We start from the raw sequence: 25,840 nt of genomic DNA, 5'->3' as shown, positions 1-25,840 counted from the left end.
CCGGCGGCGGTCGTTCAGTAGTACTCGCGGATGTAGCCGAGCGCGCGCTCGTACACGTCGTTGTCACGGATTTTGAACTTGATGTAGAGCGTCTTGCGCAGGGACTGCTGGACCTCGCGGTCGCCGTCGCGGGTGTCCTGCCAGCCGGCGAAGCGCACCGCCCGCACGACCTCGTCCACCTCCTCGACGACCTTCTCCACGATGATCGGCGTTCCGTTGCCCTTGAGCGACTGGAACAGTTCGGTGAGCGCCGCCTTGCCCTGGTCCTCACGGGGGATCTGCGCGGCGGCTTTCTCCGCGGCAACGGTGTCCCGGGCGAGGGCGAATAGTTCCTTGAGGAACTCCAGGCTGGCCTGCTGGGCGTGGGCGTACTTCTCCCGCAGCGCCGCGAGCCGCTTGCCGAGTTCGACGAAGGCCGGGTTGCCCTTATGCTTGGCGATGCGGGCGGTGATCCACTTCTCGACCTCGACCGGGTCGATGTCCGGCCGCCGGCCGGACATGAGGTCCTCGATCACCTGGGCGTCGAGCACGATTGTGTCGAGGTCGGTGCGGGGCACCTCGACGGTGACGTGTTCGTTGATGAGTTCCAACGTCTTGGCGCCGAGGGTGTGCCAGACCAGCCGGCCGGCGATGTCCGAGGGCCGCACCGACTCGTACACGTCGGTGAGCCACCGGTAGTCGGCCGCGTAGGGCGAGACGATCGGGTCCGGGCTGAGGGTTTCCCAGAGCTGGGCGACGAGGCTGTAGGCCGCGCCGAAGGCGTCGCGGGCCTCGTCGCTGCTGATCGCGGTCTGCGCGGCGATGAGCCCCTCGTAGCCGCCCACGGTCCGGTCGACGCCGGGGAAGAAGGCCAACGCCGCCTCGATGGCCGGGCGGAGCTGATTCTTCAGCACGGCGATGTTGCTGATCACCTGCTGGACGCTCTTCTCGTCGAAGGCGAACGCCTTGGCGACGTTGTCGAAGATGCCCAGGTAGTCGACGATCAGGCCGTGCGTCTTGCTCGGCGGATAGACGCGGTTGGTGCGGGTGATCGCCTGGAGCAGGTTGTGTTCCTTGAGCGGCTTGTCGACGTACTGCGCGTAGAGGATGGGCGCGTCGAAGCCGACGAGCAGCTTCGCCGTCACAATGATGATTTTCAGGGGATCGGCCGGGTCGTTGAACCGGGCGGTGATGCGCTCCAACTCGTCCCGGTCAGGCGTGTATTCCTTCCAGTCCTCGGGGTCGCGAGCGGTGCGGCTCATGACGACCGTGGAGGCGTCAGGGCCGAGGATGTCGTCGAGTTCCGCCTTGTAGGCGACGCAGGTTTCCTTGTCATAGACGACCACCTGCGCCTTGAACCCCTGCGGCTCGACCTTGGCCCGGAAGTGTTCGGCGATGTCCTCGGCGATCCTGCGGACCCGCCCGGGAGACTTGATCAGCGACTCCAGCGAGGCGGCCCGCCTGGACAGCGTGGACTTGTCGGCCTCGGTGAGCCGGTGCTGCTCGGCCAGCTCCGCGAAGGCGGCGTCGATCGCGGCCTCGTCGAGGTGGATCTCCGACAGGCGCGGCTCGAAGTGCAACGGCAGCGTCGCCCCGTCCCGGATCGAATCCTGGAACGAATACCGTGACAGGTAGCCGCCTTCATCCTTTGTGGACCCGAACCACATGAACGTGTTGCGGTCGCGGCGGTTGATCGGTGTGCCCGTCAGGCCGAAAAGAAACGCGTTCGGCAGGGCCTCGCGCATCTTGCGACCGTAGTCGCCCTCCTGGGAACGGTGGGCCTCGTCGACCATGACGATGATGTTGTCGCGGGCGTCCAGCACGCCCGGCGCCTCACCGAACTTGTGAACCGTGGTGATGATGACCTTCCGCGCACCGGTGCTGAGCAGATCCTGAAGCTCCCGGCGGCTGTTGGTCGAGACGAGGTTCGGCACGTCCGAGGCGTTGAACGTGCCGGTGATCTGGGTGTCCAGGTCGATCCGGTCCACCACGATGATCACGGTGGGGTTGGTCAGGCCCGCCGAGGCGCGCAGCTTCTGCGCGGTGAACACCATGAGCAGTGACTTGCCCGAACCCTGGAAGTGCCAGATCAGGCCCTGCTTGATCCGCCCGTGCAGCACCCGCTCGACGATCAGGTTCGTCGCCTGGAACTGTTGGAATCGCGCGATGATCTTTATCTTGCGGTGCTTCTTGTCGGTGGCGAACACCGTGAAGAAGCGCAGGAAGTCCAGCACCGCCGCCGGTGACAGCACACCCTCGGCCGCCTCGTGCACCACCGCCAGACCGGACCGCGCCGGGGCGTCGTCGTCCGACTCCTCACGCCACGGCCCCCACAGGCCGACCGGCATGCCGACCGAGCCGTACCGGAAATCCTTGCCCTCGGTGGCGAAGCTGAACACGTTCGGCACGAAGAACGCCGGTACGTTGACCTCGTAGTCCTCGTTGATCTGCGCCGCCGCGTCGATCCAGGAGTACGCCGGCCGGACCGGCGACTTCGCCTCACCCACCACCAGCGGGAAGCCGTTGCACCAGAGCACCAGGTCGAAGCGGCGCTCGACCCGTCCGACCTGGTAGGTCACCTCCGTCGAGACGATCCACTGGTTGGTGCTCGGCTCCGGGTTGTCGAAGTCGATCAGACGAACGGTGACGTGCTCACCGACGGGGCCGAACGGCATCGACTTCTGGCCGGTCAGCCAGGCGGCGAACTGCTCGTTGGCGATGACCGGGTTTGGGGTCCGCCGCGCAGCCAGGATGACCGCCTGAAGCTGGTAGATGACCTCGTCGGCGCGCCGGGGGTCGGCTTCGATGGCAGGATTTAGCCGGATGAGGGCCTCTTTGAGCGGCCCCTCAAGCAGGACCTCGTCCTCCCGTCGAGGCAACTGCTTGCCGGCAATGAACTGGGTGTCACGCGAAGCAACAAGGTCACGGACGAAGTCCCGAACCGCATTCGCCTCATTAAATTTCAACTAAGTCCCCCGAAGACCTCACGTCTAAGCGTCGCGCTCAGTTCGCTAATAGCTGAAACCCGACTAGCTGCCGCACGCCGCGATTGACGAAGGGCGTCGATCCGGCTAACGATGGCGCGCTGGATTTCGATTGCAGGTATTGGAATCCGCACCATCTTGAGCTTGGTCGCACTGATATTCGCTTGCTGCACTCCCTTTGAGAGATGCACACGGATACGCCTCTGCCCGAGCCTTGAGTTAATGAAATAATTCAGATACTCGGAATCTAGAATACCGAACCGAGGCCTAAGTCTCACCAAGTACGAGGCAAAGACGAAATCCCCCTCAAGGTCAAACAAGCCCGACCGACCAACATGCTCGACGCTATTCGTGCGATTGAACAACACGTCGCCTGGCAACAATCGGTAAGCCTCGAGGTCTTCGGCGGAGATCTCGCAGTATTTGAGGTCCTGGCCAACCACAGCGCCCGCAAGCAAGTTTGTCATTCGAAGCAGTGGATATGGACCTTCTTCGTCAGCAGGTATCGAAAGGCCATACTGGCACACCTCAAGGACGTCAGCTAGAGGTCGTTCGGAGGCGCCTGATCGAGCGAGCGACGTGTCGGTTAAATCCTTGACCGCGTCATCTAATGCCACCACCACACGCTTTGCTGCCTGCCGATCCCGCTCAACGGCCCAGAAGAGGTCAGCGATTCGCCGTTGTTCGTCGACAGGCGGCAAATCGAACTCGTATCGCGCAACATCAGACCAGTTGAGATACGGGTTGACCGAACCTTTCGATTCTTGAATTGCGAAGGCATGAAACAGCTCGGTTGTCATCACGAAAGGCAAGAATTCTTGCAGCATTCGGTCACGGTCTTTAGTCTCGAGCACGTACGTGGTGTTAGCAGTCACACCGTCAAATTCTGCAACCGCAACCTTTCGCAGATAAGCCCTACGAGAACCATAGAGGACTTGACCAGGACGGAAGCGGCGATGGAAGGCGGGACCGAGGTAGCCGTCTCCCACTTGACCCCAGCGGTGAACCTTGAGATCGTCCGATTCCATATGTTCGCCGGCAACGTAGCGGTCGATCTTGCCAGAATTAGGATCCACTCTTTCTCTAGATGCCACCGCAGTGTCACCTAGCGCCACACGCTTCCATGCACTTCGGTCAAGGTCAGGAATCACGACTCACCTCCCGGCGCAGAAGTTCAAGAACATGTTCAATCGCAGCATCGGCTCCGACAGCCGCAACTCTCCACGCGTCGATCGCTTCAGCCCCGTTCATCCCTTGGGCGCGACTAGTCACAGAGGCCCTGGTAACGTATAGGGGAATCGCAAGACTGTACTGCTTTTCAGCAATCTGATCATGGCTGGCAGTGGCGGCGAATCCGTCAATACCGATGAACGCTTCATAGGCACGGCAAATTTTTCCCTGATGCTGCTCACGCAAGAACGATTGCGCCTGCTCGCGAGCAACCTCGTTGAGCGCGTCAATAAAGAGAACTTTACCGCACCGCTCGGCCGGCTTTTGGCTTCGGAGTGTTATTACGACGGCTTCCATCGGAGAATTGTAAAAAAGACCTGCTCCGAGCCCTATGACAGCCTCAAGCAGATCGGATCTGATCAGCTTCTCGCGAAGACCAGCCTCCTCGCGGCGGAAGAGGACCCCGTGAGGAAATAGAATCGCGGCCCTTCCGGTCTGCGGATCGAGGCTGGCGGCGATGTGTTGGAAGAACGCGTAGTCAGCGCGCCCCTGCGGCGGCACCCCCCACATGTTGCGGCCGTACGGGTCGTTGGTGAAGGCGGTCCGGTTCCATGCCTTGATGGAGTACGGCGGGTTGGCGAGCACCACATCGAACGTACGCAGCCGGTTACCGTCGAGGAAGGCGGGCTTGGTGAGCGTGTCGCCGTACGCGATCTCACCGTCGACGATGCCGTGCAGGAACAGGTTCATCCGGGCGATGGCCGACGTCCCGTAGTTCAGTTCCTGCCCGTACAGCCGCAGGTTGCGCCACTCCTTGCCCTGCCGGCGCAGCTCGGCGGCGGTGGAGATGAGCATCCCCCCGGTGCCGCAGGTCGGGTCGTAGACCGACTCCCCCGGCTCGGGCTTGAGCATCATCGTCATCAGGTGGACGAGCGTGCGGTTGGTGTAGAACTCCTGGGCGGTGTGGCCGGAGTCGTCGGCGAACTTCTTGATCAGATATTCGTACCCCTGACCTAGTTCGTCCTCCGGCAGGTTCGCCACCGACAGTGTCTTGGTGGAGAAGTGCTCGATGAGTTCCTTGACGGTCCGGTCGGGCAGCAGGCTCTTGTTGCCCCACTCGCCGTCGCCGAACACGCCGGTCAGCGTGTCCGGGTTGGCCGCCTCGATCGCCCGCATGGCGGCCAGGACCGCCGCGCCGACGTCGGTGCCGGCCGCGCGGATGTCCTTCCAGTGGGCGCCGTCGGGGATGGCGAACCGGTGGTTCTCCGGCAGGTCGGCCAGTTCCTCTTCGCCGTAGGTGGCCAACGCGGCGGCACGCTCCTCGTCGTAGACGTCGGAGAGCCGCTTGAGGAAGACCAGCGGGAAGATGTACTGCTTGTAGTCCCCGGCGTCGATGAGGCCGCGCAGCACGACTGCCGCGCCCCACAGGTAGGACTCCAGCTCGCGCTGGGTGATGCGGGTGCTCATGCCGTCACCTCTTTCGGCCCGAGGCCCCACTTGGTCAGTTCGGCCTCCAGCGCGGCGCGCGTCTCGCGGGCGGCGGCGTGGGCCGCTTCGAGGTCGGCCAGGGCCTGCTCCAGCGTGCGTTGTTCGCCGTCGTCGACGGGCGCGACGTACAGCGGGATGTTGAGGTTGAATCCGTTGGCCTTGATGTCGTTGAGCGTGGCGACCGCCGCCAGGCCCGGTGCGTCGGTGAATTCCTGGACGGTCCGCAGCAACGTGTCGGCGTGCTCGGGTTCGAGCGTGTTCTGGTTACGGCCACGCCGGAACAGCGTCTCGCCGTTGACGAACAACACCCGGCCCGCGCGCTCCTCGGCCTTACGCCGCCGCAGGATCAGCACGGACGCGGCCAGGCCGGTGCCGTAGAAGAGATTCGGCGCGAGGCCGATCACGGCTTCGACCAGGTCGGCCTTCAGCACGAACTCGCGGATGTGCCCCTCGGCGCCCTGGCGGAACAGCGCACCCTGCGGGAGGACGACGGCCACCCGGCCGGTGCCGGGCGCCGCGGATTCGATCATGTGCTGGACCCATGCCCAGTCGGCGTACCCCTTGGGTGGCACGCCCCCGAGCCGGTTGCGGCCCCACGGGTCGGTGCCCCACGCCACGTCACCCCAGTTCTTGAGCGAGAACGGCGGGTTGGCGATGACGCAGTCGAACCGGGTGAGGCGACCGCCGTCGAAGAAGGCCGGCGCGCGCAGCGTGTCCTCGTGCTCGATCTTGAAGTCCTGCACGCCGTGCAGAAGCAGGTTCATCTTGGCGAGGCCGGAGGTGGCGAGCACCTTCTCCTGGCCGAAGAGCTTGCCCCGGAGGGTCTGCGGTCGGCCGCCCTGGCGCTTCACGTGCTCGATGACCTCGATGAGCATGCCGCCCGTGCCGCAGGCCGGGTCGTAGACCGTCTCGCCCTCCTGCGGGTCGAGGATGTCAACGAGCAGCCGCACCACCGGACGCGGGGTGTAGTACTCGCCGGCCTTCTTGTTCGACTGGTCCGCGAACCGCTTTATGAGATATTCGTACGCCTGCCCGAACACGTCCGGTGCAACGACGGCGTTACTCAGCGTCCGGGTGGAGAAGTGCTCGATGAGATCGCGCAGCTTGGCGTCGGGCAGCTTGTCCTTGTTGGTCCAGGCCGCACTGCCGAAGATGCCGTACAGCACGTCCGGGTTGACCTTCTCTATCGCCCGGAACGCGGTCACCAGGGCCTGACCGATGTTCTCGGTACGGGCGCGCACGTCCTCCCAGAGGCTGCCGGCAGGAATGCCGAAGCGATGGTTCTCCGGGAACGACGCATACGCGTGGTCGCCGTCCGACTCCGCCAGCGCCCGCTCGTACTCCTCGGTGTAGACGTCGCTGATCCGCTTGAAGAACATCAGCGGGAAGATGTACGCCTTGAAGTCCGCCTGGTCGATGCTGCCGCGTAGCAGGTCGGCGGCGCGGGCCAGATATTGCTCCAGCTCCGAGAGGCTGAGCGGGATGGCGAGCGTGTCACGGGGTGTCGCGGAAGCCCGCGCATAACGCTCGGTCATGTCGCGGTCCGGTCATGGGTCATGCTTGGTGCTGTCTCCTCGTGCGCGGGCGGTCACGAATCCGTGCCGGTCCACCGTAGTCGCATGTGCGACTGGCAAGGATTCCCGGCACCGGGATGTTCCCGGCGTGCCATCCGACGCGTTGCTCACCCGATCGTGCGAGAGATCGGCCCGCAGTCAGCTACCGGACAGAAGCGCCGCAGGGCCCGAACCGATGACGTGGACCTCTCCGTCCGGCCAACTCCCGGCGGGGCGGCAGCTTCAGGCCGTTCCGCGTGGTTTACTCGCATGGAACGGCCGCAAGGCCCGGAAATCAGAGGGCACAGCAATGCTGTTGAGTTTCCGCTTCGCCAACCACCGATCGTTTCGGGACGAGCAGCACCTCAACCTGACGCCGGCCTATCGCAGCGCCGAACACGACCAGGCGGTCCGGGTGGTCGGCATCTTCGGCGCGAACGCCTCCGGCAAGTCCAACTGCCTGCATGCCCTGGGGTTCATGCGCCGCTTCGTGATCTTCTCCGACCGGGAGGTCGAGCCGGGCCTCGGTGTGGCCCGCGAGCCGTATCGAATGACGGCCGACTCGCTTGAGGCACCGTCCCACTACGTCGTCGACCTCGAACTGAATGGCATTCGGCACACCTACGGCTACACCGTGGACAACGACGGCGTCCTGGACGAGTGGCTATACCACTATCCGCTCAGGCGGAAGCGGCGGGTCTTCGAGCGCAACGGCGACTCCTTCGCCTGGGGCGATGAGTCAGGCCAGCGCGCCCTGCTGGAACGGATCGCCGAAGTCACCGCTCCCACTGCTCTGTTCCTCAGCACCATCGCCCGCTTCGACCACCGGCAGGCCGCACCGGACAGGGTCGAGCCCGAGCCGCTCCGCGATGTCTACCGCTGGTTCCAGCGAATGAGGAACCGGAGCCAGCCTCAACTGAGTGGTGGGTACCGATCGGGGTGGCCCGACAGCGATGCCGGCAGGCGGGCCTTGGTCGAGCTGCTGAGGGCAGCGGATGTCGGAATCGTCGACGTGGTAGAGGTGACCAGCACGGTGACCGACGAGCAGCCCTTGCTGTTCCGCCTCGAGGATCCGAGCATCGGACGGGGGATGCGCAGAAACGCCCGTAACCGGGTGGGCCAGGAGCGGAAGCGGCTGAAGTTCGCCCATCAGGGGCCGGCTGGCGAGGTGCAGTTCGAGCTGGCCGAGGAGTCGACCGGTACGCAACAGCTACTTGGCCTCGCGATCGAAGCAGCCGAGATCCTCGGCGAGGGCGGCACCATGTGCGTCGACGAGATCGACGCCAGCCTGCATCCGCTGCTCACGGCGCGGCTCATCGCTCTCTTCCGGTCCACCACCTCGAACCCTCGGGGTAGCCAGCTCATCTTCACCAGTCACGATGCGGCTCTCCTCGGCACCATCGACACCGAGGAAATCCTCCATCGGGACGAGATCTGGTTCACCGAGAAGGACGCCGATGGCGCATCCACGCTGTATCCGCTGACCGACTTCAAGCCCCGCAAGGAAGGCGAGAACCGGCAGCGCCGCTACCTGAACGGCAACTACGGCGCGGTGCCGGACCTTTCGGCATATCTGTTCGAGCAGGCTCTGGCGGCACGAGGACCGGTGGATGACGAAGCGGCGGACTGACCAGCAGCGCAAGAGCGCCACGAACCGCGAAACCGACCTTCGCCGTCGGCTCCCCACCCGGGAGCAGCGACGAACCGTCCTCGTCGTCACCAACGGTGAGTCGACCGAGCGCGCATATCTCGACGGGCTCCGGCGGGAGCGGTGGCTTGCACACCGTCTCGTCGTGGCCGTGGAAAAGGGGTCACCGGTCGACGCGGTGCGAGGCGCCGCTCGCCGCCGCGACGACAACGACTTCGACGAGGCGTACGTCGTCTGTGACGTCGACCATTACGCGCCGGCGGAGTCGGAGCGGGAAGCCCGGCGGCACGAGGTCACCCTGCTGTGGTCGAATCCCTGCTTCGAGGTCTGGCTGATTCTGCACCGCGACGCGTGCACCCGGCACCTGGATAACGCGGAGAAGGCCAAGGAACTGCTACGCCGATACGTACGTAACTGGGACAAGACCCGGCTCGACTTCGACGACTTCCGCGACGGGCTCGACTCCGCCATCGAACGGGCGCGAACGCTGAGTGAACCCCCCGACGCGAACCCCTCCACGGCGGTCTGGCGGTTGGTGCTGGCGCTTCGCTGACCTGGCGGGAGAACAAGACTCCGCTGGCGGGCTTGCCCCTCACAGGCGAGTAGGAGCGGGGCTTGCGGCGAGGGCGACACCCCGGGCGTACCGGATGGCGGCCGGGGTGTCCGCGAACACCAGGCCCTCGCGGCGCAGCTCGTCGGCGACGCCGAGCGTGCTGAGCACCTGGTCGTGGCCCGGCGTGATGCCGGAGAGCAGCACCGTGATCCCCCGGGCGCGCAACCGGGCGATGGCGTCGCCGAGCACCTGCGCGCCCGTCGCGTCGACGGTGGAGACGCGGGACATGCGCAGGATCACCACCCGCACGTCGGCCACCTCGGCCAGTTCCAGCAGGAAGGTGTGCGCGGCGGCGAAGAACAGCGGCCCGTCCAGCCGGTACGCGACGATGTGCTCGGCGAGCAGCGCGTGCTCCTCGGCGCTGTGCTCGCCGGTGTCCAGCGGCACCTGTTCCAGCTTGGCGCTGCGGGCCACCGCGCGCAGCGCCAGGACCGCCGCGACGGCGAGCCCGACGACCACCGCTGTCACCAGATCCCAGATGACAGTGACGGCGAACGTCAGCACCAGCACCACCGCGTCGGCCCGGGTGGCCCGCATCAGCGCCAGCAGGGAGGCCGCCTCCACCATCCGTACCGTGGTGGCGAGCAGCACCCCGGCCAGGGCGGCCAGCGGGATGCGGCCGACGAGCGGGGCGGCGGCGAGCACGATCGCGGCGAGGGCCACCGCGTGGGTGAGCGCGGCGAGCTTCGAGGACGCCCCGGCGCGGACGTTCACCGCGGTACGGGCGATGGCGGCGGTCGCCGGGATGCCGCCGAAGACCGGGGAGGCGAGGTTGGCCAGGCCCTGGCCGAACAGTTCCCGGTCCGGGTCGTGCCGCTCGCCGACCGTCATGCCGTCGGCCACCGTGGCGGAGAGCAGGCTCTCCAGGGCGGCGAGCGCGGCCACGGCGAGGGCGCTCGGCAGCAGTACGCCCAGCGCGCCGAGGTCCACGAAGTCCAGCGACGGCGCGGGCAGCCCCTGCGGCAGCTCGCCGATCCGGGCCAGCTCGATCGGGGTCAGCTCGGCGAGCAGCGTCGCAGCGGCCACTCCGACCAGGGAGAACGGCACGGCGGGCCGCCACCGGCCGCCGAGCAGCATCAGCGCCGCCACACCGAGCGCCACAGCGATCGCGGCGGGCCGGGGCTGCGCGGCGAACCGGGCGACCGCGTCGGCTGCGACCGCCCACACCTTCTCGCCGTGCGCGCCGGTGACGCCGAGCGCGGCCGGCACCTGTTGCAGCGCGATGACCACGGCGATGCCGGCGGTGAAGCCCTCGATCACCGGGGACGGCAGGTAGCGGACGTACCGGCCGAGGCGGGCCACTGCGAGCGCGATCAGGATCAGCCCGGCCAGCGCGCCGACCATCAGCACGCCACCGGCGCCGAACTGCTGCACCACGGGCACCAGCACCACAGTCATGGCCCCGGTGGGACCGGAGACCTGGAGGTTGGAGCCGCCGAAGACCGCCGCGACGGCTCCGGCGACGACGGCGGTGACCAGGCCGGCCTGCGCGCCGAGCCCGGAGGTGACGCCGAAGGCGAGCGCCAGGGGCAGCGCCACCACGGCGACGGTGAGCCCGGCGAGCAGGTCGCGCCGGGGTGAGCGGCGCGCTGCCGCCCAGTCGGCCCGGCCGGGCAGCAGCCCGCGGAACAGCCGGCCCGCCTGCCGGACGGCGTCACCGGCGCGAAGGGCCGCCGCACTCACCGGTCCGTCCCGGAGGCCCGCAGCTCGTCCAGCAGCGCGTCCCGGTCGGTGAGGACCGCGCCGAGGATGCGTCGTCCGGCGGCGAGCAGGTCGGCCACGTCGGGGGTGCTGAGCGCGTACATGACCAGCGGGCCGTCCCGGTACGAGGTGACCATGCCGGCGCGGCGCAGCACGGCGAGCTGCTGGGAGAGGTTCGACGCCTCCACGTCGATGGCGGCCAGCAGGTCGCGTACCGGCTTCGGCCCGTCCTGGAGCAGTTCGAGCACCCGGATGCGCACCGGGTGCCCGAGGGTGCGGAACAGCTCCGCCTTGGCCTGGTACAGCGGCACCGACATGACTCACCCCTCCGACGACTCTGAAGACTTTAGCACTTGCAGAAATCTTCAAATCGACGGAGATGGAGTGTGACCCCTCAGACGAGGTCGTTGACGCAGCGCAGCACCGGGCGGCGGATGAGCGCGTCGGCGTCGAGCGGGCCCGGCGCGTGCACGGTGAACGTCGCGCTCTCCCCCGGCAGCAGCGTCACCAGGGCCCGGTCCACCTGCGCGGCCGGATCGAGGCGATCCGGGAACAGCGTCAGGTCGCGCAGCACGGTCCGGGCGGTCACCCTGATCCGCCGGCCGCCGTCGACCGGCTCGGCGGTCGCGTCCCACTGCGCCGCCGGCCACCGCACGTCGCGGTCCTCGGCGAAGAACCACAGCGCGCGCTCCGCGGCGTCCCCGGCGTCCGCGACGAGCAGTTCCGCGCGGCCGTCGTCCGGCCGCGCCAGCTCCGCCGGGAGTTCCACCACGACCGAGGAGTACGCGGGGACGTCGAGGTCGACCGAGGTCTTCGCCCTCGGCTCCCCGGTGAGGGCCAACCGGGTGACGGTGGCCGGCCCGCTCCACGCATGCGCGGTCTCGTTCACCGCCACCAGCGCCAGCCCGCCGTCGCGCGGCTGCACGGTGAGCAGCCGGTCGGCGTAGGCGCGGCGCAGCGCGTACCAGAGGGGTTTGCGGCGGCCGTCGCCGTCGATCGCCGACCACGACGTGACCGGCCAGCAGTCGTTCAGCTGCCACACGACGGTGCCGGTGCAGACCGGCCGGTGCGAGCGGAAGTGCTCGACGCCGAGCTGGATGGCGCGGGCCTGGTTGAGCTGGGTGAGGTAGTGCCAGTCGTCGAAGTCGGCGGGTGGCGGCAGGTGGGCGTCGAGCCCGCGCCGGAGCTTGCCGTCCCCGTCCGCGGCCTTCTGGTGGTGCGCCATGCCCGGCGAGTCGTGCGCGAGCGGGTCGTCGGACAGGGCCCGGCGCAGCGTCGCGTACGCGGGCGGCGCCTGGTAGCCGAACTCGGCCACGAACCGGGGCACGTAGTCCCGGTAGCGCGTGTAGTCGTCGGTGTTCCACACGTCCCAGATGTGCGTGGTGCCGTGCGCCGGGTCGTTGGGATGGACGTCGTCGCTGCCGGACCAGGGGCTCCCCGGCCAGTACGGGACCGTCGGGTCCAGCTCCCCGACGATCCCCGGCAGCAGGTCCAGGTAGTAGCCGCGCCCCCAGGTGCGCCCGGCCAGGGGTTCCTGCCAGTCCCAGTCGTGCCAGCCCCAGATGTTCTCGTTGTTGCCGGTCCAGAGCACCAGCGAGGGGTGCCCGGCGAGCCGGGTGACCTGCTCCCGTGCCTCCGCCTCGACCTCGGTGCGGAACGGTTCCTCCTCCGGGTACGCGGCACAGGCGAACAGGAAGTCCTGCTGCACCAGCAACCCGATCTCGTCGGCGAGGTCGTAGAAGTCGTCCGACTCGTACCGGCCGCCGCCCCAGACGCGCAGCAGGTTGACGTTCGCGCCGGTCGCCTGGCCGAACCGCTCGGCGAGGCGCTCCCGAGTGACCCGGTTTCCGAACGCGTCGTCGGGGATCCAGTTGACGCCCTTGACGAACACCGGCACGTCGTTGACGTGCAGCGTGAACGGGGTGCCGTGCGCGTCGGGTGTGGTGTCGAGCCGGACCGAACGGAACCCGATCCGCCGGGCGGCGGCGTCCAGCTCCCGGCCGTCGGCGCCGTGCAGGGTGACGTCGAGGTCGTAGCGCGGCTGGTCGCCGTACCCGATCGGCCACCACAGCGCGGGGTCCGCGACGGTGAGCGTCACGACGGCGGTCCGCTCCCCCGCCGGTACGGCGACCTCGGCGCTGACCCCGGCGACGGCGGCGCGGACGGTCAGCGGCTCGTCGCCGGCCCGCTCGACCTGCACGTGCAGCTCGACCCGGCCGACTCCGTCGGCCACCGTCACGAGCGGCCGGACCGACGCGAACCGGGCGGTGGACCAGGCGTGCAGGCCGATGTCGCGCCAGATGCCGGCGGTGACGAGCGTCGGCCCCCAGTCCCAGCCGAAGTTGCAGGCGGTCTTGCGGATGAAGTGGAACGGCTCCGGGTACGCGTTGGGCCGGTCACCGAGCCGGTCCCGGTGCGCCTCGGCGTACCGGTACGGGGAGGCGAAGCGTACGGCCAGGGTGTTGCCGTCCGGGCGCAGCAGCGCGCGGACGTCGAAGCGGTACGAGCGGTGCTGGTTCTCGGTGCGGCCGACCTCGACGCCGTTGAGCGTCACGGTGGCGACGGTGTCGAGCCCGGCGCAGACCAGGTCGACCCGGTCGCCGTCACCGGGTCGCCCGGCGAACGTGGTCTCGTAGACCCAGTCGGTGCGGCCGATCCAGGTGAGGCGGTTCTCGTTGTCGTCCAGGTACGGGTCGGGGATGAGGCCCGCCGCCAGCAGGTCGGTGTGCACGCAACCCGGGACCGTGGCCGGCACCGCCGTCCCGGCGATCTCCGGCGGCACCGCCGGACCGGGCTCGGCCCGCAGCGTCCATCCCTCGTGCAGCAGCGTTCGACGGCTCACGACTTCACCGCGCCTTCCATGATTCCGCGGACGATCTGACGTCCACCGATGAACAGCATGACCAGCAGGGGGACGGTGGCGATGAACGCACCAGCGAGCACCCGCCGGTAGATCACGTAGTTGCCGCTTGCGAGGTCGGAGACCGCCACCATCGACGTCGGGTAGTCGGTGCCGCTGAGCGTGATCAGCGGCCACTGGAAGTCGTTCCAGGTCGCCACGAACGTGAGCAGGCCGAGCACCGCCAGCGCCGGGCGGATCGCCGGGAGCACGATCGTCGCGTACACCCGCATGGTCGTGGCGCCGTCGACCCGGGCCGACTCGATCAGCTCGTCCGGGACGGTGTTCACGATGAACTGCCGCATGTAGAACACGCCGAACGCGGTGACCAGGCCGGGCGCGATGACGGCGAGCAGCGTGCCGTTCCAGCCGAGCTTGCCCATCACGATGTAGAGCGCGACGATGCCGAGCTGGTTGGGGACGGTCAGGGTGAGCACCACGAACAGCATCAGCGCGCGGCTGCCTTTGAAGCGCAGCTTGGCGAACGCGAAGCCGGCCAGCGAGCAGAAGAACAGCACCGAGGCGGTCACGACGGCGGAGACGATGACGCTGTTGACCAGTGACGCGGCGAAGTAGACGTCCTGGAGGGAGAAGACCTCGTCGACGTTCGTGAGGAAGCGGTCGCCGGGGACCACAGCGGGTGGCAGCTTCGCCAGCGCCTCGTCGTCGCTGGTGGCGATGACGAACATCCAGTAGAGCGGGAACGCGGCGAACAGCATGCTCACCGCGAGCAGCAGGTAGGTCCAGAGCCCGGCCGGGGTGTCCTGTGGCGCCCGGGCCACCACACGTCGCGTCGTCACCGGCGGCCTCCGGAGAGTCGGTTGGTCAGCAGGTAGTTGACGCCGGCCACGATCAGGATGATCAGGAACAGCGCCCACGACATGGCGGCCGCGTACCCGAGGTTGAGGTCCTTCCAGCCGACCTTGTAGATGAGCTGGGCGATGGTCTGCCACTCGCCGTCCGGCCCGCCGGTCGCGGCCTGCGCGTTCGGGTCGAACAACATCGGCTCGGTGAACAGCTGCAACCCGCCGATGGTGGACAGGATGACGGTGAACAGGACCACCGGCTGGATCATCGGCACGGTGATCCGCCAGAGCTGCTTCCACGGGCCGGCGCCGTCGATCGCCGCGGCCTCGTAGACGTCGCGCGGAATGGACTGCATGGCGGCCAGGTAGAGCAGCGCGTTGTAGCCGATCCACTTCCAGTTGACCATGGTAGCGATGGCGATCCAGGCGTGCAGCTTGTCCGCCCGCCAGTCGATCGGGTCGTCCGGGCCGCCGATGCCGAGCAGGCCGAGCGCCCAGTTCGCCATGCCGAAGTCGCGGGAGAAGAAGACGCTGAACACCATCGTCGAGGCCACGATCGGTGTCACGTACGGCAGCAGCACGCCCACCCGCCACCACGTCTGCGCCCGCAGCCTGCGGTTGAGCAGCGACGCGACGAGCAGCGCGAGCAGCAGTTGCGGCACGGTGGAGAGCAGGAAGATGCCGAACGTGTTGGCCAGGGCGTTCCAGAAGTCGTCGTCGGCGACCAGGCGGCTGAAGTTCTCGGTGCCCGCCCAGTACGGCAGCGTCGGGTCGTCGAGGCGGTAGTTGCGCAGCGACACGACCGCGTTGAACAGCAGCGGGAACAGCCCGAACACGAGGAAGAGCAGGAAGAACGGCGCGATCATCAGGTACGGCATGTAGCGCATGTCGAAGCGGTACAGCCGGTCGCGCCAGCTCATCCGCCGGTCGCCGGCGCCGGTACGGCCGGGCTTGCGCGCGGGTGGACGGCCTGGTGGCGCGGGCGCGGCACGGGTGCTGGACATCTGTTCACTCCAGGGCCGGGAGATCGGACGGTGACGGGGCGGACCGGGCCGCCCCGTCACCTGTGACGCGTCAGGACTTGGCGGCCTTCTCGGCCTCCTTGACCGCCTCGTTCCAGGCGGCGTCGGACTTGAGCGACTTGTTCTCCACCCGCCGGATGACGTTCTCGACCGCCACCCGGGTCGGGCCGTTCTTCCGGCCCAGGTACTGCGGGGTGAGGCCCTGCGCCATCTTCGGGAAGATCTGGCCGACCGGGGCGTCGTTGAAGAACGGGTTCTTGAAGTCGGCGATCGCCGGGTCGCTGTAGAGCGCCGGCTGCGACGGCAGGTTGCCGACCTTCTTGAAGATCTCGATCTGCTGCTCCGGCGCGACCAGCCAGGTCAGCAGCTTGTACGCCTCGTCGACGTTCTTGCCCTGCTTCGGCAGCGTCAGGAAGGAGCCACCCCAGTTGCCGCCGCCACCCGGGACCGCGGCGATGTCCCACTTGCCCTCGGTGCCCGGTGCGGTGTCCTTGATGTGGCCGAGCATCCAGGCCGGGCAGGCGAGCACCGCGAACGCGCCGCTGGTGAAGCCCTTGTCCCAGTCGGCCTGGAAGCTGACCAGGTTGGCCGACAATCCGGCGCCGACCGCCTTGACCGTGTAGTCGAACGCGACCTTCGGACCCTGCTCCATCCGGAGCTGGTCCTGCTCGTCGTAGAACCCGACCGGCTGCTGGCCGAGGATCGGGTTGAACAGGTTGGTGCCGGCGTCGATGAACTTCTTCTTGGTCTTCGCGGTGTACTGCCGGCCGACCTCGATGAACCTGTCCCAGGTGGGCCAGAGGGCTGACACCTGGTCGCGTTCGGTGGGCAGGCCGGCGGCCTTGAACAGGTCGGTGCGGTAGCACATGGCCAGGCCGCCGACGTCGGTGCCGAGGCCGATCTGCGTCCTGCCGTCCGCCGACAGCGACTGCTTCCACTTCCAGGGCAGGTACTTGCTCTCGTAGGAGCCGGCGCCCTTGTCGAGCAGGTTGACGAACTTGTCGGACTGGCTGCGGAACTGGACCATGAACCCCTCGTCGATCGCCGCGATGTCGGGCGCGCCGTTGCCGGCGACGAGCTTCTTCTGCAGGTCCTCGTGCTGGGCGTTGTACTCGCCCGAGTTGAGCTGGATCTTGACGTTCGGGTGTTCGGCCTCGTACTTGGCCTTCAGATCCTGGAGCCCGAAGTCGCCCCAGAAGTTGATTTTCAGCGTGACCTGACCACCGGCCGAGTCCGAGCCGCCGGTGGTGCTCCTGCCGCTGCAGGCGGTGATCATGACCAGGCTGACGGCACCGACGGCGGCCACCCGCGCCAGGTGCGTCCAGGACCGTCTCATCTCATCCTCCGCGCCGAATGGGAACGCTCCCGAATATCGAGAGACGTTGACTGAACCGGATAAGTGACGCCACCGTACGGTCCTCATTCATGACTGTCAACGGTCGGTTACCGATGTGCTGGTTCGGTAACCTCGCCGCCGCTCACGACCACGGTCAGGGCGGTCGGCGGCGGGTCCGCGCCCTAAGCTGAACCGCACAAGCGACTGCCGCCGGATGCGGTCCACCGGCGCCGCCGGCGGCACCCGGACCCGGCAGCGCGTGCAGTAGCGTCACCAGACGCCGGTGATCCGGCGACCGGAAGCGCCCGCGAGGGCCGGACACAGTGGAGGAACGCTTCGGTGAAGCGGCCGACCATCGCCGACGTCGCCCGGCGCGCCGGGGTCTCCAAGGGCGCGGTGTCGTACGCCCTCAACGGCCAGCCCGGTGTCTCCGAGGCGACCCGGCAGCGGATCCTCGCCATCGCCACCGAGATCGGGTTCCGTCCGAGCAGCGCCGCCCGCGCGCTGTCCGGCGCCACCGCCAAGGCGGTCGGGCTGGCGCTGTGCCGCCCCGCCCGGATACTCGGCATCGAGCCGTTCTTCATGGAGCTGATCAGCGGCGTCGAGGCCGAACTGTCGGCCCGCTCGTACGCGCTCACGCTCCAGGTGGTCAGCGACCAGGAGGCCGAGATCGCCGTCTACCGGCGGTGGTGGGCCGAACGCCGGGTGGACGGCGTGCTCGTCTGCGACCTGCGCACCGACGACCGGCGCGTGCCGGCGCTGGAGGAACTGCAACTGCCGGCGGTGGTGATCGGCGGGCCCGGGCACACCGGCGGCCTGGCGAGCGTCTGGGCCGACGACGCGGCGGCGCTGGTCGAGACCGTGGAGTACCTGGTCGCGCTCGGCCACCGGCGCATCGCCCGGGTCGGCGGGCTGCAGTCGCTGCTGCACACCGAGATCCGCACCGAGGCGTTCACCGGCGTGTGCCGGCGGCTCGGGCTGGACGAGGCCACCACCGTCTGGTCCGACTACACCGGCGAGGAGGGCGCGCGGGCCACCCGGCGGCTGCTCAGCTCCGCCGGCCGCCCCACCGCGGTGATCTACGACAACGACGTGATGGCGATCGCCGGGCTCTCGGTGGCCCAGGAGATGGGCCTCACCGTGCCGGGCGACCTGTCCATCGTGGCCTGGGACGACTCGCCGCTGTGCCGGCTGGTGCACCCGCCGCTCACCGCGCTGGGCCGGGACATCCCGGCGTACGGCGCGCACGCCGCGCGCCAGCTCCTGGCCGTGATCGCGGGCGAGCCGGCCGCCGTCGTACAGGACGAGACCGCGCATCTGACGCCGCGCGGCAGCACCGCCCCACCTCGTACGACGAACCGCTGAACCGGTTCAGCTCACCGCGCGGTCGACGGGTACTCCTCGAACCACGCCTCGACCCGCTCGGCGGTCGCCGGGCGGGCCAGCGCGAAGCCCTGACCGTACCGGCAGCCGGCCCGCCGCGCGCCCGCCACCTGGACCTCCGACTCCAGTTCCTCGACCACCAGCTCCACGCCGAGCCGGTCGGCCAGGTTCGCCACCACGTCGATCAGCGGACGCTGCCCGTCCCCGCCCGGGCCGACCAGGTGCGGGCCCACCTTGAGCAGGTCGATCGGCAGCCGGCGGAGCTGCGCGAGCGAGGCGTGCTCGGCCCGGAAGTCGTCCAGCGCGATCCGCACGCCGATCGACCGCAGACCGGCCAGTCGAGCCACCACTGTGGACAACTCCGCGCCCACCACCGGCTCGGCCACCTCCACCACCAGCCGTTCCGGCACCACGTCGTACGCGGCCAGCGCTGTTGCGGTACGCGCCACGAAGTCCGGGGCGGCCAGCTCGCGCGGCGTCACGTTCACCGCCATCCACAGCTCGCGACCGCCCTCCGACCACGCGGCGAGCTGGCGGCAGGCCCGGTCCAGCACCCACCGCCCGATCTCGCCGGTCAGGTCGAGGTCGGCCGCCACCGGCAGCAGCTCCGCCGGCAGCACGGTGCCCAACGCCGGGCTGCGCCAGCGCAGCAACGCCTCGGTACCCACCGGCATCCGGTCGGCGAGCGCCACCACCGGCTGGTAGACCAGGTCCAGCTCACCGCGCGCCACCGCGCCGGGCAGCTCCCGCTCCAGATCCAGGCGGCGGACCAGCTGCTCCTCCAGGTAGGCGTCGTACCACTCGACCCGGTCCCGGCCGAGCTGCACCGCCCGGCGGCGGGCCAGGTCCGCCTGCCGCAGTACGTCCTCCGGATCGCCGCCGCTGGTCTCGGCCAGCCCGACGCTCACCCTCAACCGGGCGAGACCTCCGGGCCGGGGGTACGGCTCGGCCAGCGCCGCGAGCAGCCGCAGACCGAGCGCGTACGCGAGCACCGGCCCCGCGTCGGTGAGGACGGCGTACTCCGTGTCGCCGAGCCGGGCCACCAGATCGTGCGTCCCGGAGCCCGCCCGCAGCCGGCGCGCGGCCTCGGTGAGCACCGGTCCCTCCGGCACCGCGCCACCCACCCCGTGCAGGTCGACGACGAGCAGCGCGCCGCCACTGCGTTCCGCCATCGCCCGGACCAGCTCCGCGCGCGTCAGCGGCACGGGCTCGGCGGCCCGGGCGTCCGGTCCGAGGCGGCGCCGCAGCCACGCCTCGCGGGCCGCGAGCCGCTGCACCCGGCGGCGCTGGTCGGCGGCGGCGAGCAGCTCACCCATCATGATCGGCGGAATGACGGCCAGGCCCAGCGCCATCGCGGCGGTGCTGAACTCCCCCGCCGTACCCAGGTGGATCCCGGCGGCCAGCGCGGCGATCCCGGCCGGCGCGGTGAGGCGCGGCCACGCGGCAGGCGCCACGTCCCGGCCCGGTCGTTCACCCCCGGAGGTACGCCGGGCGCCGGCGGCGGTGAGCAGCGCCCCCGCCACCAGCGGCGCCGCGACGAGCGGCAGCGCCCGGTCCGGCGCACCGTAGGCCAGCAGCACCACCAGCAGCGTCAGCCCGCCGAGCGTCAGCGCGGCCCCGGCGTGGCAGCGCGCGGCACCGGGCCGGCGCCGGCGTTCGGCGACGGCGGCCACCGCGAGCACGGCGAGCACCACCGCGCCGCCCGCCGCCACCATTGCGGCGACGGCCGGGACCGGGCCGCCCGGCAGCAGCATCCAGCCCGCGAACACCAGGCTGACGCCGAGCGCGAGCACGTCGACGGTACGGCGCACCAGCTCCGGGCCGGACAGCCTGGATCGGCCGGGCAGGCGCAGCAGGGCCGTCACGTGCAGTGCCCCGGCGAGGCACAGCCCGGCCAGCGCGATCGGCAGCCGGTGCGCGGCGTCGCTCAGCGGCAGCACCGCAACGGTGAGCCCGGCGACCAGGACGGCGCCGTCCAGGATGGCGGCGACCCGGCGGGACAGCGCGGCCCGGCGCGCCCGCCGCCCGTTGGCTGCGGGACGGTCGGGCGGTGTGGCGGCTCCGGCCAGCCAGGCGAGCCGGACGCAGGCGAGGGCGAAACCTCCGGCGACGGCGAGCGCGGCGGCAGCGGGGCCGGGCAGGGCACCGGCGACGCCGGCGAGGAGGAAGACCGCGCCGGTGAGCGACACGGCGACATCGGGCAGGGCTGATTGCCGACGGGGATCGGCGGGAGGGGGGACGGGCACGGCGGTCGCCTTCGTGAGGGGGCACGGGGGCGGTGCGGTTGCGGTACGCGGTACGACGTGCGGGGTCGGGGCGGGCGGGGACGCATCGGCGGGGACCGCTGCGGCCACGCCTAGAAACGATCCCGGAAGCGCCCGGTGACGTCACCGCACCAGTGACGTCCGTCACACCAACAGCTGTCACGGAGACGGCCCTCGTCCAAGATCGACGCCGCTCGCTTTCGCGTCGCCTCCCGACACAAGATCTTGGAAGAAACCGGCCCCCAGGAGGGCCCTTTGCTTCCAAGATCTCCAGACGCGGCAGATCTTGGTACCGAGCCGCCCCGCGAGGGGCGGAGCCGTACCAAGATCTGCGGCGGGCCGTTCGGGGCGGGCGCGGAAGGGCGGGGGCGGCGGGGGTCCCGATGGGGCGGGGGACGCCCGGGGGGTGGGGTGGAGGGGTCGGATGGGATCATCGGGAGGTGAGCCGCGCCGATACCGTCCGTTTCCGTCACAACCAGGCCATCCTGGTCGCCGCGATCGTCGCCTTCATCGGCGCGCTGCCCCTGGCCTCCGCCCGCTGGTGGCTGCTCTGGGTGCTGCTCGTACCCCTCGCCGTCGCGGTCTGGGCGTGGCGGGCCGGCACCGACGCCGACGCCCGGGAGCTGCGGCTGCGGGCGCTCGCCGGGCAGCGCCGGGTGCCGTGGAACCGGGTCGCCGAACTCGCCGGTGATTCCCGCGGCCGGGCGATGGCCCGGCTCGACGACGGCGAGGTGGTGATGCTGCCGGCGGTACGCGCCAGCGAACTGCCCCGGCTGATCGCCGTCACCGGGCAGGAACTACCGGACGCCGACGGCGATCAGCAAGCCGGCGATCAGTAGCCGTCGACCACCCGGTTCGTCAGCTCCTCCCCTGCCACGTACCGGCGCAACTGCTCGCCCACCAGGCGGTACGCGCGGGGCAGCAGCCCGCGTACCGAGCCGGCGACGTGCGGGGTGAGCAGCACGTTCGGCAGCTCCCACAGGGGATGGTCGGCGGGCAGCGGTTCCGGGTCGGTGACGTCCATCGCGGCGCGCAGACGGCCCGAGGTCAGCTCGGCCACCAGCGCCGAGGTACGGGCCACCGGCCCGCGGGCGGCGTTGACGAGCAGCGCGCCGTCCGGCATCGCGGCGAGGAAACGTTCGTCGACCATGCCCCGGGTCTGCTCGGTCAGCGGCACCAGGAGCACCACCACGTCCGCCTCCGGCAGCAGCGCGGGCAGCTCGTCGACCCCGTGCACGCCCTGGTCGGGGCGCGGCGTACGGGCCACGAGCGTGAAGCTCACCTCGAACGGGGCGAGCCGGTCGCGGACCGCGGTGCCGATCGAGCCGGCGCCGACGATGAGCACCCGCTTGCCGGCCAGCTCGTCGGTGGGCGCCACCTCGTCGTACGCCCACTCGCGCCGCGCCTGCGCCCGGGCCAGCGGCGCGAACCCGCGCAGCGAGGCGAGGATCGCGGCGACGACCCACTCGGCGGTGGGCGAGTCGTGCACGCCCCGGGCGTCGCAGAGTGTCACCCCGTCGGGCATCCGTCCCGCCCAGGCGTCCGCGCCCGCGGAGAGCAGTTGCACCACCTCGACGTCGGGCAGCTCGGCGAGGAGCGCACCGGCGTCCGGGCCGGACAGGAACGGCGGCACCCAGAATCGCACCCCGGACGGGGACGGCGGGAGCCGGTGCGGGTCGTCCAGCACCTCCACGGTGACGCCGGGCGGTGGCTCGCCGAGCAGCCGGCGTCCTTCGGGGTGCGGGATCCATACCTTCACGACCGCCGACGATATCGGCCCCGGACCGGCCGGTGCGGCGTGACCCGTGACGAACACCGCGCCGGGAATGGAGTGGCGGTCCGGCGGGGTATAACCGAGAGCGGGATGCCGGTCGGGTGTTCCGCTTGCTGAGGGCGGTGGCGATGAGCGAGGACGGCCGGGGACGGGTGTCCGTGCCGATTCCGGCGCTCGCCGATCCCGACCGGTTGCGCTCACTCGACGAGACGCGGCTCGACGCCGTACCGGACGAGTCGTTCGACAGGTTCGCGCGGCTGGTCGGCGACCTGCTGGACGTTCCCGTCGCGCTCGTCTCCCTGGTGGACGCGGACCGTCAGTTCTTCCCCGGCGCGACCGGGCTGCCGGAGCCGTGGGCGGCCCGCCGGGAGACGCCGCTGACCCACTCGTTCTGCCAGCACGTCGTCGACATCGAGATGCCGCTGGTGCTGCCCGACGCCCGCCTCTACCCGCGCGTACGTCTCAACCTGGCGATCGAGGACCTGGGCGTGGTCGCGTACGCGGGCATGCCGCTGACCGACCTGGAGGGGCGGGTGCTCGGCTCGCTCTGCGCGATCGACAGCAAGCCCCGGGCCTGGACCAAGGACCAGTTGCGTACGCTCGCCGACCTGGCCGCCGCGTGCTCCTCGGAGCTGCGGCTGCGCATCGCGGTGCGCGGCTCGGAACAGGCCCGCCGCCGCGCGGAGGAGGCGCACGACCGGCTCGCCATGCTGGCCGGGATGAGCGAGATGCTCGGCGGCACGCTCGACGTGGCCACCGCGGTCGACCGGCTCGGGCACGCGATGGTGCCGCTGCTCGCCGACTGGTGCCTGATCACGCTCGTCGACCCGGCCGGGCGGCCGCGCACCGTCACCGGCGTACACCGGGACGCCGAGCGCGAGGCCGACCTGGCCCGCTTCGCAGAGTTGCTGACCACCGGGCTCAGCGCGGACTCGCAGATCCGATCGGTGCTGCGTACCGGCCGGCCGGTGGTGCGGGCCGTGGCCGGCCTGGACGACGTGGCGCGCGGCACCACGCGCCCGGAACTGGTGCCGCTCGCCGAGCGGCTCGGCGTGGGCTCCCACCTGACCGTGCCGATCACCGCCGCCGGGGACCGGGTGATCGGGGCGGTCACGCTGGTCAACCGTCCGGGGCGGCGCGGTTTCGACCCGAGCGACCTGCGCACCGCGCAGGACATCGGGGTACGCGCCGGACAGGCGGTCGGCAACAGCCGCCTCTACGGCGAGCAGCGCCACGTCGCCGAGGTGTTGCAGCACAGCATGCTGCCGACCCTTCCGGCCGTGCCGGGGATCGAGCTGGCCGCCCGGTACCTGCCGGCCGCCGACCGGGTGGAGGTGGGCGGCGACTGGTACGACGCCTTCGTCCAGCCCGACGGCGAGCTGATCGCCGCGATCGGCGACGTCGCCGGGCACGACATCGAGGCGGCGGCCAGCATGGGCCAGCTGCGCAACCTGGTGCGGGGCAACGCGTACGGGCGGAACGATCCGGTGGAGGATCTGATGTCCCACCTGGACCGGGCCATGGGCGGGCTGCGGGTGCCCACCGTCGCCACCGCCGTACTGGCCCGGGTCCGTCCGGCCGCCGGCGGGCTGGCGGTCTCCTGGTGCAACGCGGGGCATCCGCCACCGCTGCTGGTCCGCGCCGACGGCACGGTCTCGGTGGCGGACGGCCGCGGACCGCTGCTCGGCCTGGCCCGGCCGCCCCGGCGCGCCGGCCGGACGCTGACCCTCGCCCCCGGCGACACGCTGCTGCTGCACACCGACGGGCTGATCGAGCGCCGGGACCAGCCGATCGACGAGGGACAGGCCGAGCTGCTCGCCCACCTCGAGGCCGGCGGGCCGGGCGTACCCCTGGACCTGCTCTGCGACCGGCTGCTCGCCGCCGCGCACCGGCGCGAGGACGACGTCGCCCTGCTCGCGCTGCGAGCCGGCTGAACCGGCACTCCCCCGAACGGCCGGAGGCGGGCAGGGGTGGGCGCGACGCGCCCGGTTCGCCGGTCCGCCCGGCTAGGCTGGGGCGGGTGAGCCCGCGTCTTGCGTACCCCCGTGTCAGCCGTCTCCGGACGGCGCTGGCGGCGTCCTGCGCGGCGCTGCTGCTGGGCACCGCCGGCTGCGCCCTCGGCGAGCCCGAGCCGGACCCGGCCGGCGCCCCGCCCAACCTGCCCACACCGTCCGGCACCGCGAGTCCCGGCGGGGCCGGCCAGCAGGTGGTCGCCACCGTGCTGGCCCGGGGCCTGGAGGTGCCGTGGGGAATCGCGTTCCTGCCCGACGGCGGCGCCCTGGTCACTGAGCGGGACAAGGGGCGGATCCTCCAGGTCGGCCCGGAGTCCGGCCCGGACGGGCTGACCGTGCGGCCGGTGCAGACCGTGCCGGACGTGGCCGCCGGTGGTGAGGGCGGCCTGCTCGGCATCGCTGTCTCCCCCGCGTACGCCAAGGACCGCACGGTCTTCGTCTACTACACCGCCGAGGACGACAACCGGATCGCGAAGATGCAGCTCGGGCAGGCGCCGAAGCCGATCCTGACCGGCATCCCGAAGTCCGGTACGCACAACGGCGGCGGGCTGGGCTTCGGCCCGGACGGTCACCTCTACGCGAGCACCGGCGACGCCGGGCGCACCGAGAACGCCCAGGACGCCAAGAGCCTCGGCGGCAAGATCCTGCGGATCACGCCGGACGGCAAGCCGGCGCCGGGCAACCCCACCGCCGGGTCGCCGGTCTGGTCGACCGGTCACCGCAACGTCCAGGGCTTCGCCTGGACGCCGGACAAGAAGATGTACGCGGTGGAGTTCGGCCAGAACACCTGGGACGAGATCAACCAGATCAACAAGGGCGGCAACTACGGGTGGCCCCGGGTCGAGGGACGCGGCGACGACAGGCGCTACGTGAACCCGATCACACAGTGGCCCACCGGTGACGCCTCCTGCTCCGGCCTGGCGGCAGCGGACCGTCTGCTCGTGGCCGCCTGCCTGCGCGGCCAGCGGCTCTGGCTGGTGGAGCTGGCCGGTAACGGCACCGTCCTCGGTCAGCCGCGCGACCTGCTCAACGGCCGGTACGGTCGGCTACGGGCCGTCGCGGGGGCGCCCGACGGCTCACTGTGGGTGAGCACGTCGAACCGGGACGGGCGGGGTACGCCCACCGCCGAGGACGACCGCATCCTGCGGCTCGTCTTCGCCGACGGTGGTGCCGGCCGGAGCTGATCCGGCCGGCCGGGTTTGTCAAGA

18 protein-coding genes are annotated in these 25,840 nt (G+C 70.2%); 6 read left to right on the top strand and 12 right to left on the bottom strand.

All coding sequences use genetic code 11. The features are described from left to right. Positions 1 to 14: 14 nt before the first annotated feature. From O7546_RS04970 to O7546_RS04955, 4 genes are read right to left on the bottom strand one after another with little or no spacing between them, the layout of a single operon-like run. Positions 15 to 2,945, bottom strand: coding sequence for a type I restriction endonuclease subunit R (locus O7546_RS04970; protein ID WP_281600556.1), 2,931 nt, complete (start codon positions 2,943 to 2,945; stop codon positions 15 to 17). Beyond that, the gene (locus tag O7546_RS04965; protein WP_281600555.1) at positions 2,942 to 4,057 is read right to left on the bottom strand and encodes a restriction endonuclease subunit S; all 1,116 of its coding nucleotides are present in this window, start codon (positions 4,055 to 4,057) and stop codon (positions 2,942 to 2,944) included. The genes O7546_RS04970 and O7546_RS04965 overlap by 4 nt, the downstream gene beginning before the upstream one ends. A gap of 46 nt (positions 4,058 to 4,103) precedes the next feature. Continuing rightward, the gene (locus O7546_RS04960) at positions 4,104 to 5,600 is read right to left on the bottom strand and encodes a class I SAM-dependent DNA methyltransferase (protein WP_281600554.1); all 1,497 of its coding nucleotides are present in this window, start codon (positions 5,598 to 5,600) and stop codon (positions 4,104 to 4,106) included. Beyond that, entirely contained in the window at positions 5,597 to 7,156 is a 1,560-nt protein-coding gene (locus O7546_RS04955) for a class I SAM-dependent DNA methyltransferase (protein WP_281600553.1), read from the bottom strand. Before O7546_RS04955 ends, O7546_RS04960 begins: the two co-directional genes overlap by 4 nt. Positions 7,157 to 7,484: 328 nt before the next feature. Between O7546_RS04955 and O7546_RS04950 the strand changes: the two genes are divergently transcribed. Continuing rightward, positions 7,485 to 8,804, top strand: coding sequence for an ATP-binding protein (locus tag O7546_RS04950; RefSeq protein WP_281600552.1), 1,320 nt, complete (start codon positions 7,485 to 7,487; stop codon positions 8,802 to 8,804). Next, positions 8,785 to 9,375: an RloB family protein gene (locus O7546_RS04945; RefSeq protein ID WP_281600551.1), complete on the top strand. Its 591-nt coding sequence runs from the start codon at positions 8,785 to 8,787 to the stop codon at positions 9,373 to 9,375. The genes O7546_RS04950 and O7546_RS04945 overlap by 20 nt, the downstream gene beginning before the upstream one ends. Positions 9,376 to 9,414: 39 nt before the next feature. Here O7546_RS04945 and O7546_RS04940 read toward each other — a convergent pair whose 3' ends face one another. The 6 genes from O7546_RS04940 to O7546_RS04915 form a co-directional block, all read right to left on the bottom strand. Then, positions 9,415 to 11,118, bottom strand: a complete 1,704-nt coding sequence (locus O7546_RS04940; RefSeq protein WP_281600550.1) for a SulP family inorganic anion transporter — start codon at positions 11,116 to 11,118, stop codon at positions 9,415 to 9,417. Then, a complete protein-coding gene (locus O7546_RS04935) occupies positions 11,115 to 11,453 on the bottom strand; it encodes a metalloregulator ArsR/SmtB family transcription factor (RefSeq protein ID WP_013284484.1) in 339 nt (112 codons plus the stop codon). The genes O7546_RS04940 and O7546_RS04935 overlap by 4 nt, the downstream gene beginning before the upstream one ends. 77 nt (positions 11,454 to 11,530) lie before the next feature. Beyond that, positions 11,531 to 13,978 (bottom strand): glycoside hydrolase family 2 protein, encoded by a 2,448-nt coding sequence (locus O7546_RS04930; RefSeq protein ID WP_281600549.1) that lies wholly within the window; start codon positions 13,976 to 13,978, stop codon positions 11,531 to 11,533. Further along, the gene (locus O7546_RS04925) at positions 13,975 to 14,835 is read right to left on the bottom strand and encodes a carbohydrate ABC transporter permease (protein ID WP_262014719.1); all 861 of its coding nucleotides are present in this window, start codon (positions 14,833 to 14,835) and stop codon (positions 13,975 to 13,977) included. The genes O7546_RS04930 and O7546_RS04925 overlap by 4 nt, the downstream gene beginning before the upstream one ends. Further along, the gene (locus O7546_RS04920; RefSeq protein ID WP_281600548.1) at positions 14,832 to 15,845 is read right to left on the bottom strand and encodes a sugar ABC transporter permease; all 1,014 of its coding nucleotides are present in this window, start codon (positions 15,843 to 15,845) and stop codon (positions 14,832 to 14,834) included. Before O7546_RS04920 ends, O7546_RS04925 begins: the two co-directional genes overlap by 4 nt. A gap of 70 nt (positions 15,846 to 15,915) precedes the next feature. Further along, complete coding sequence (locus tag O7546_RS04915; protein ID WP_281600547.1) at positions 15,916 to 17,199, bottom strand: extracellular solute-binding protein; 1,284 nt, start codon at positions 17,197 to 17,199, stop codon at positions 15,916 to 15,918. Positions 17,200 to 17,538: 339 nt separating this feature from the next. Here O7546_RS04915 and O7546_RS04910 point away from each other — a divergent pair, with 339 nt between their 5' ends. Beyond that, positions 17,539 to 18,564 carry a LacI family DNA-binding transcriptional regulator gene (locus O7546_RS04910; RefSeq protein ID WP_194799641.1) on the top strand — a complete coding sequence of 342 codons (1,026 nt, stop codon included), beginning with the start codon at positions 17,539 to 17,541 and terminating at the stop codon, positions 18,562 to 18,564. Between the two features lie 11 nt (positions 18,565 to 18,575). On the opposite strand, the gene O7546_RS04905 is transcribed toward O7546_RS04910, so the two are convergent. Further along, complete coding sequence (locus tag O7546_RS04905; RefSeq protein ID WP_281600546.1) at positions 18,576 to 20,771, bottom strand: EAL domain-containing protein; 2,196 nt, start codon at positions 20,769 to 20,771, stop codon at positions 18,576 to 18,578. A 515-nt stretch (positions 20,772 to 21,286) separates the two neighbouring features. On the opposite strand from O7546_RS04905, the gene O7546_RS04900 reads away from it, so the two are divergent. Next, positions 21,287 to 21,685, top strand: coding sequence for a PH domain-containing protein (locus tag O7546_RS04900; RefSeq protein WP_194799639.1), 399 nt, complete (start codon positions 21,287 to 21,289; stop codon positions 21,683 to 21,685). Here O7546_RS04900 and O7546_RS04895 read toward each other — a convergent pair. Beyond that, a complete protein-coding gene (locus O7546_RS04895; protein WP_281600545.1) occupies positions 21,679 to 22,605 on the bottom strand; it encodes a 2-hydroxyacid dehydrogenase in 927 nt (308 codons plus the stop codon). The two genes, O7546_RS04900 and O7546_RS04895, sit on opposite strands and share 7 nt — an antisense overlap. A 143-nt stretch (positions 22,606 to 22,748) precedes the next feature. Here O7546_RS04895 and O7546_RS04890 point away from each other — a divergent pair, with 143 nt between their 5' ends. Next, the gene (locus O7546_RS04890) at positions 22,749 to 24,554 is read left to right on the top strand and encodes a SpoIIE family protein phosphatase (RefSeq protein WP_194799637.1); all 1,806 of its coding nucleotides are present in this window, start codon (positions 22,749 to 22,751) and stop codon (positions 24,552 to 24,554) included. Positions 24,555 to 24,640: 86 nt separating this feature from the next. Beyond that, complete coding sequence (locus O7546_RS04885; protein ID WP_194799636.1) at positions 24,641 to 25,816, top strand: PQQ-dependent sugar dehydrogenase; 1,176 nt, start codon at positions 24,641 to 24,643, stop codon at positions 25,814 to 25,816. The last annotated feature ends 24 nt before the right edge of the window (positions 25,817 to 25,840 follow it).

The sequence above is a fragment of the Micromonospora sp. WMMA1976 genome, from assembly GCF_027497335.1.
Classification (GTDB): Bacteria; Actinomycetota; Actinomycetes; order Mycobacteriales; family Micromonosporaceae; genus Micromonospora; species Micromonospora aurantiaca.
The sequence above is the reverse complement of the archived record's forward strand: the minus strand, read 5'-3'. Positions and strand labels throughout refer to the sequence as shown.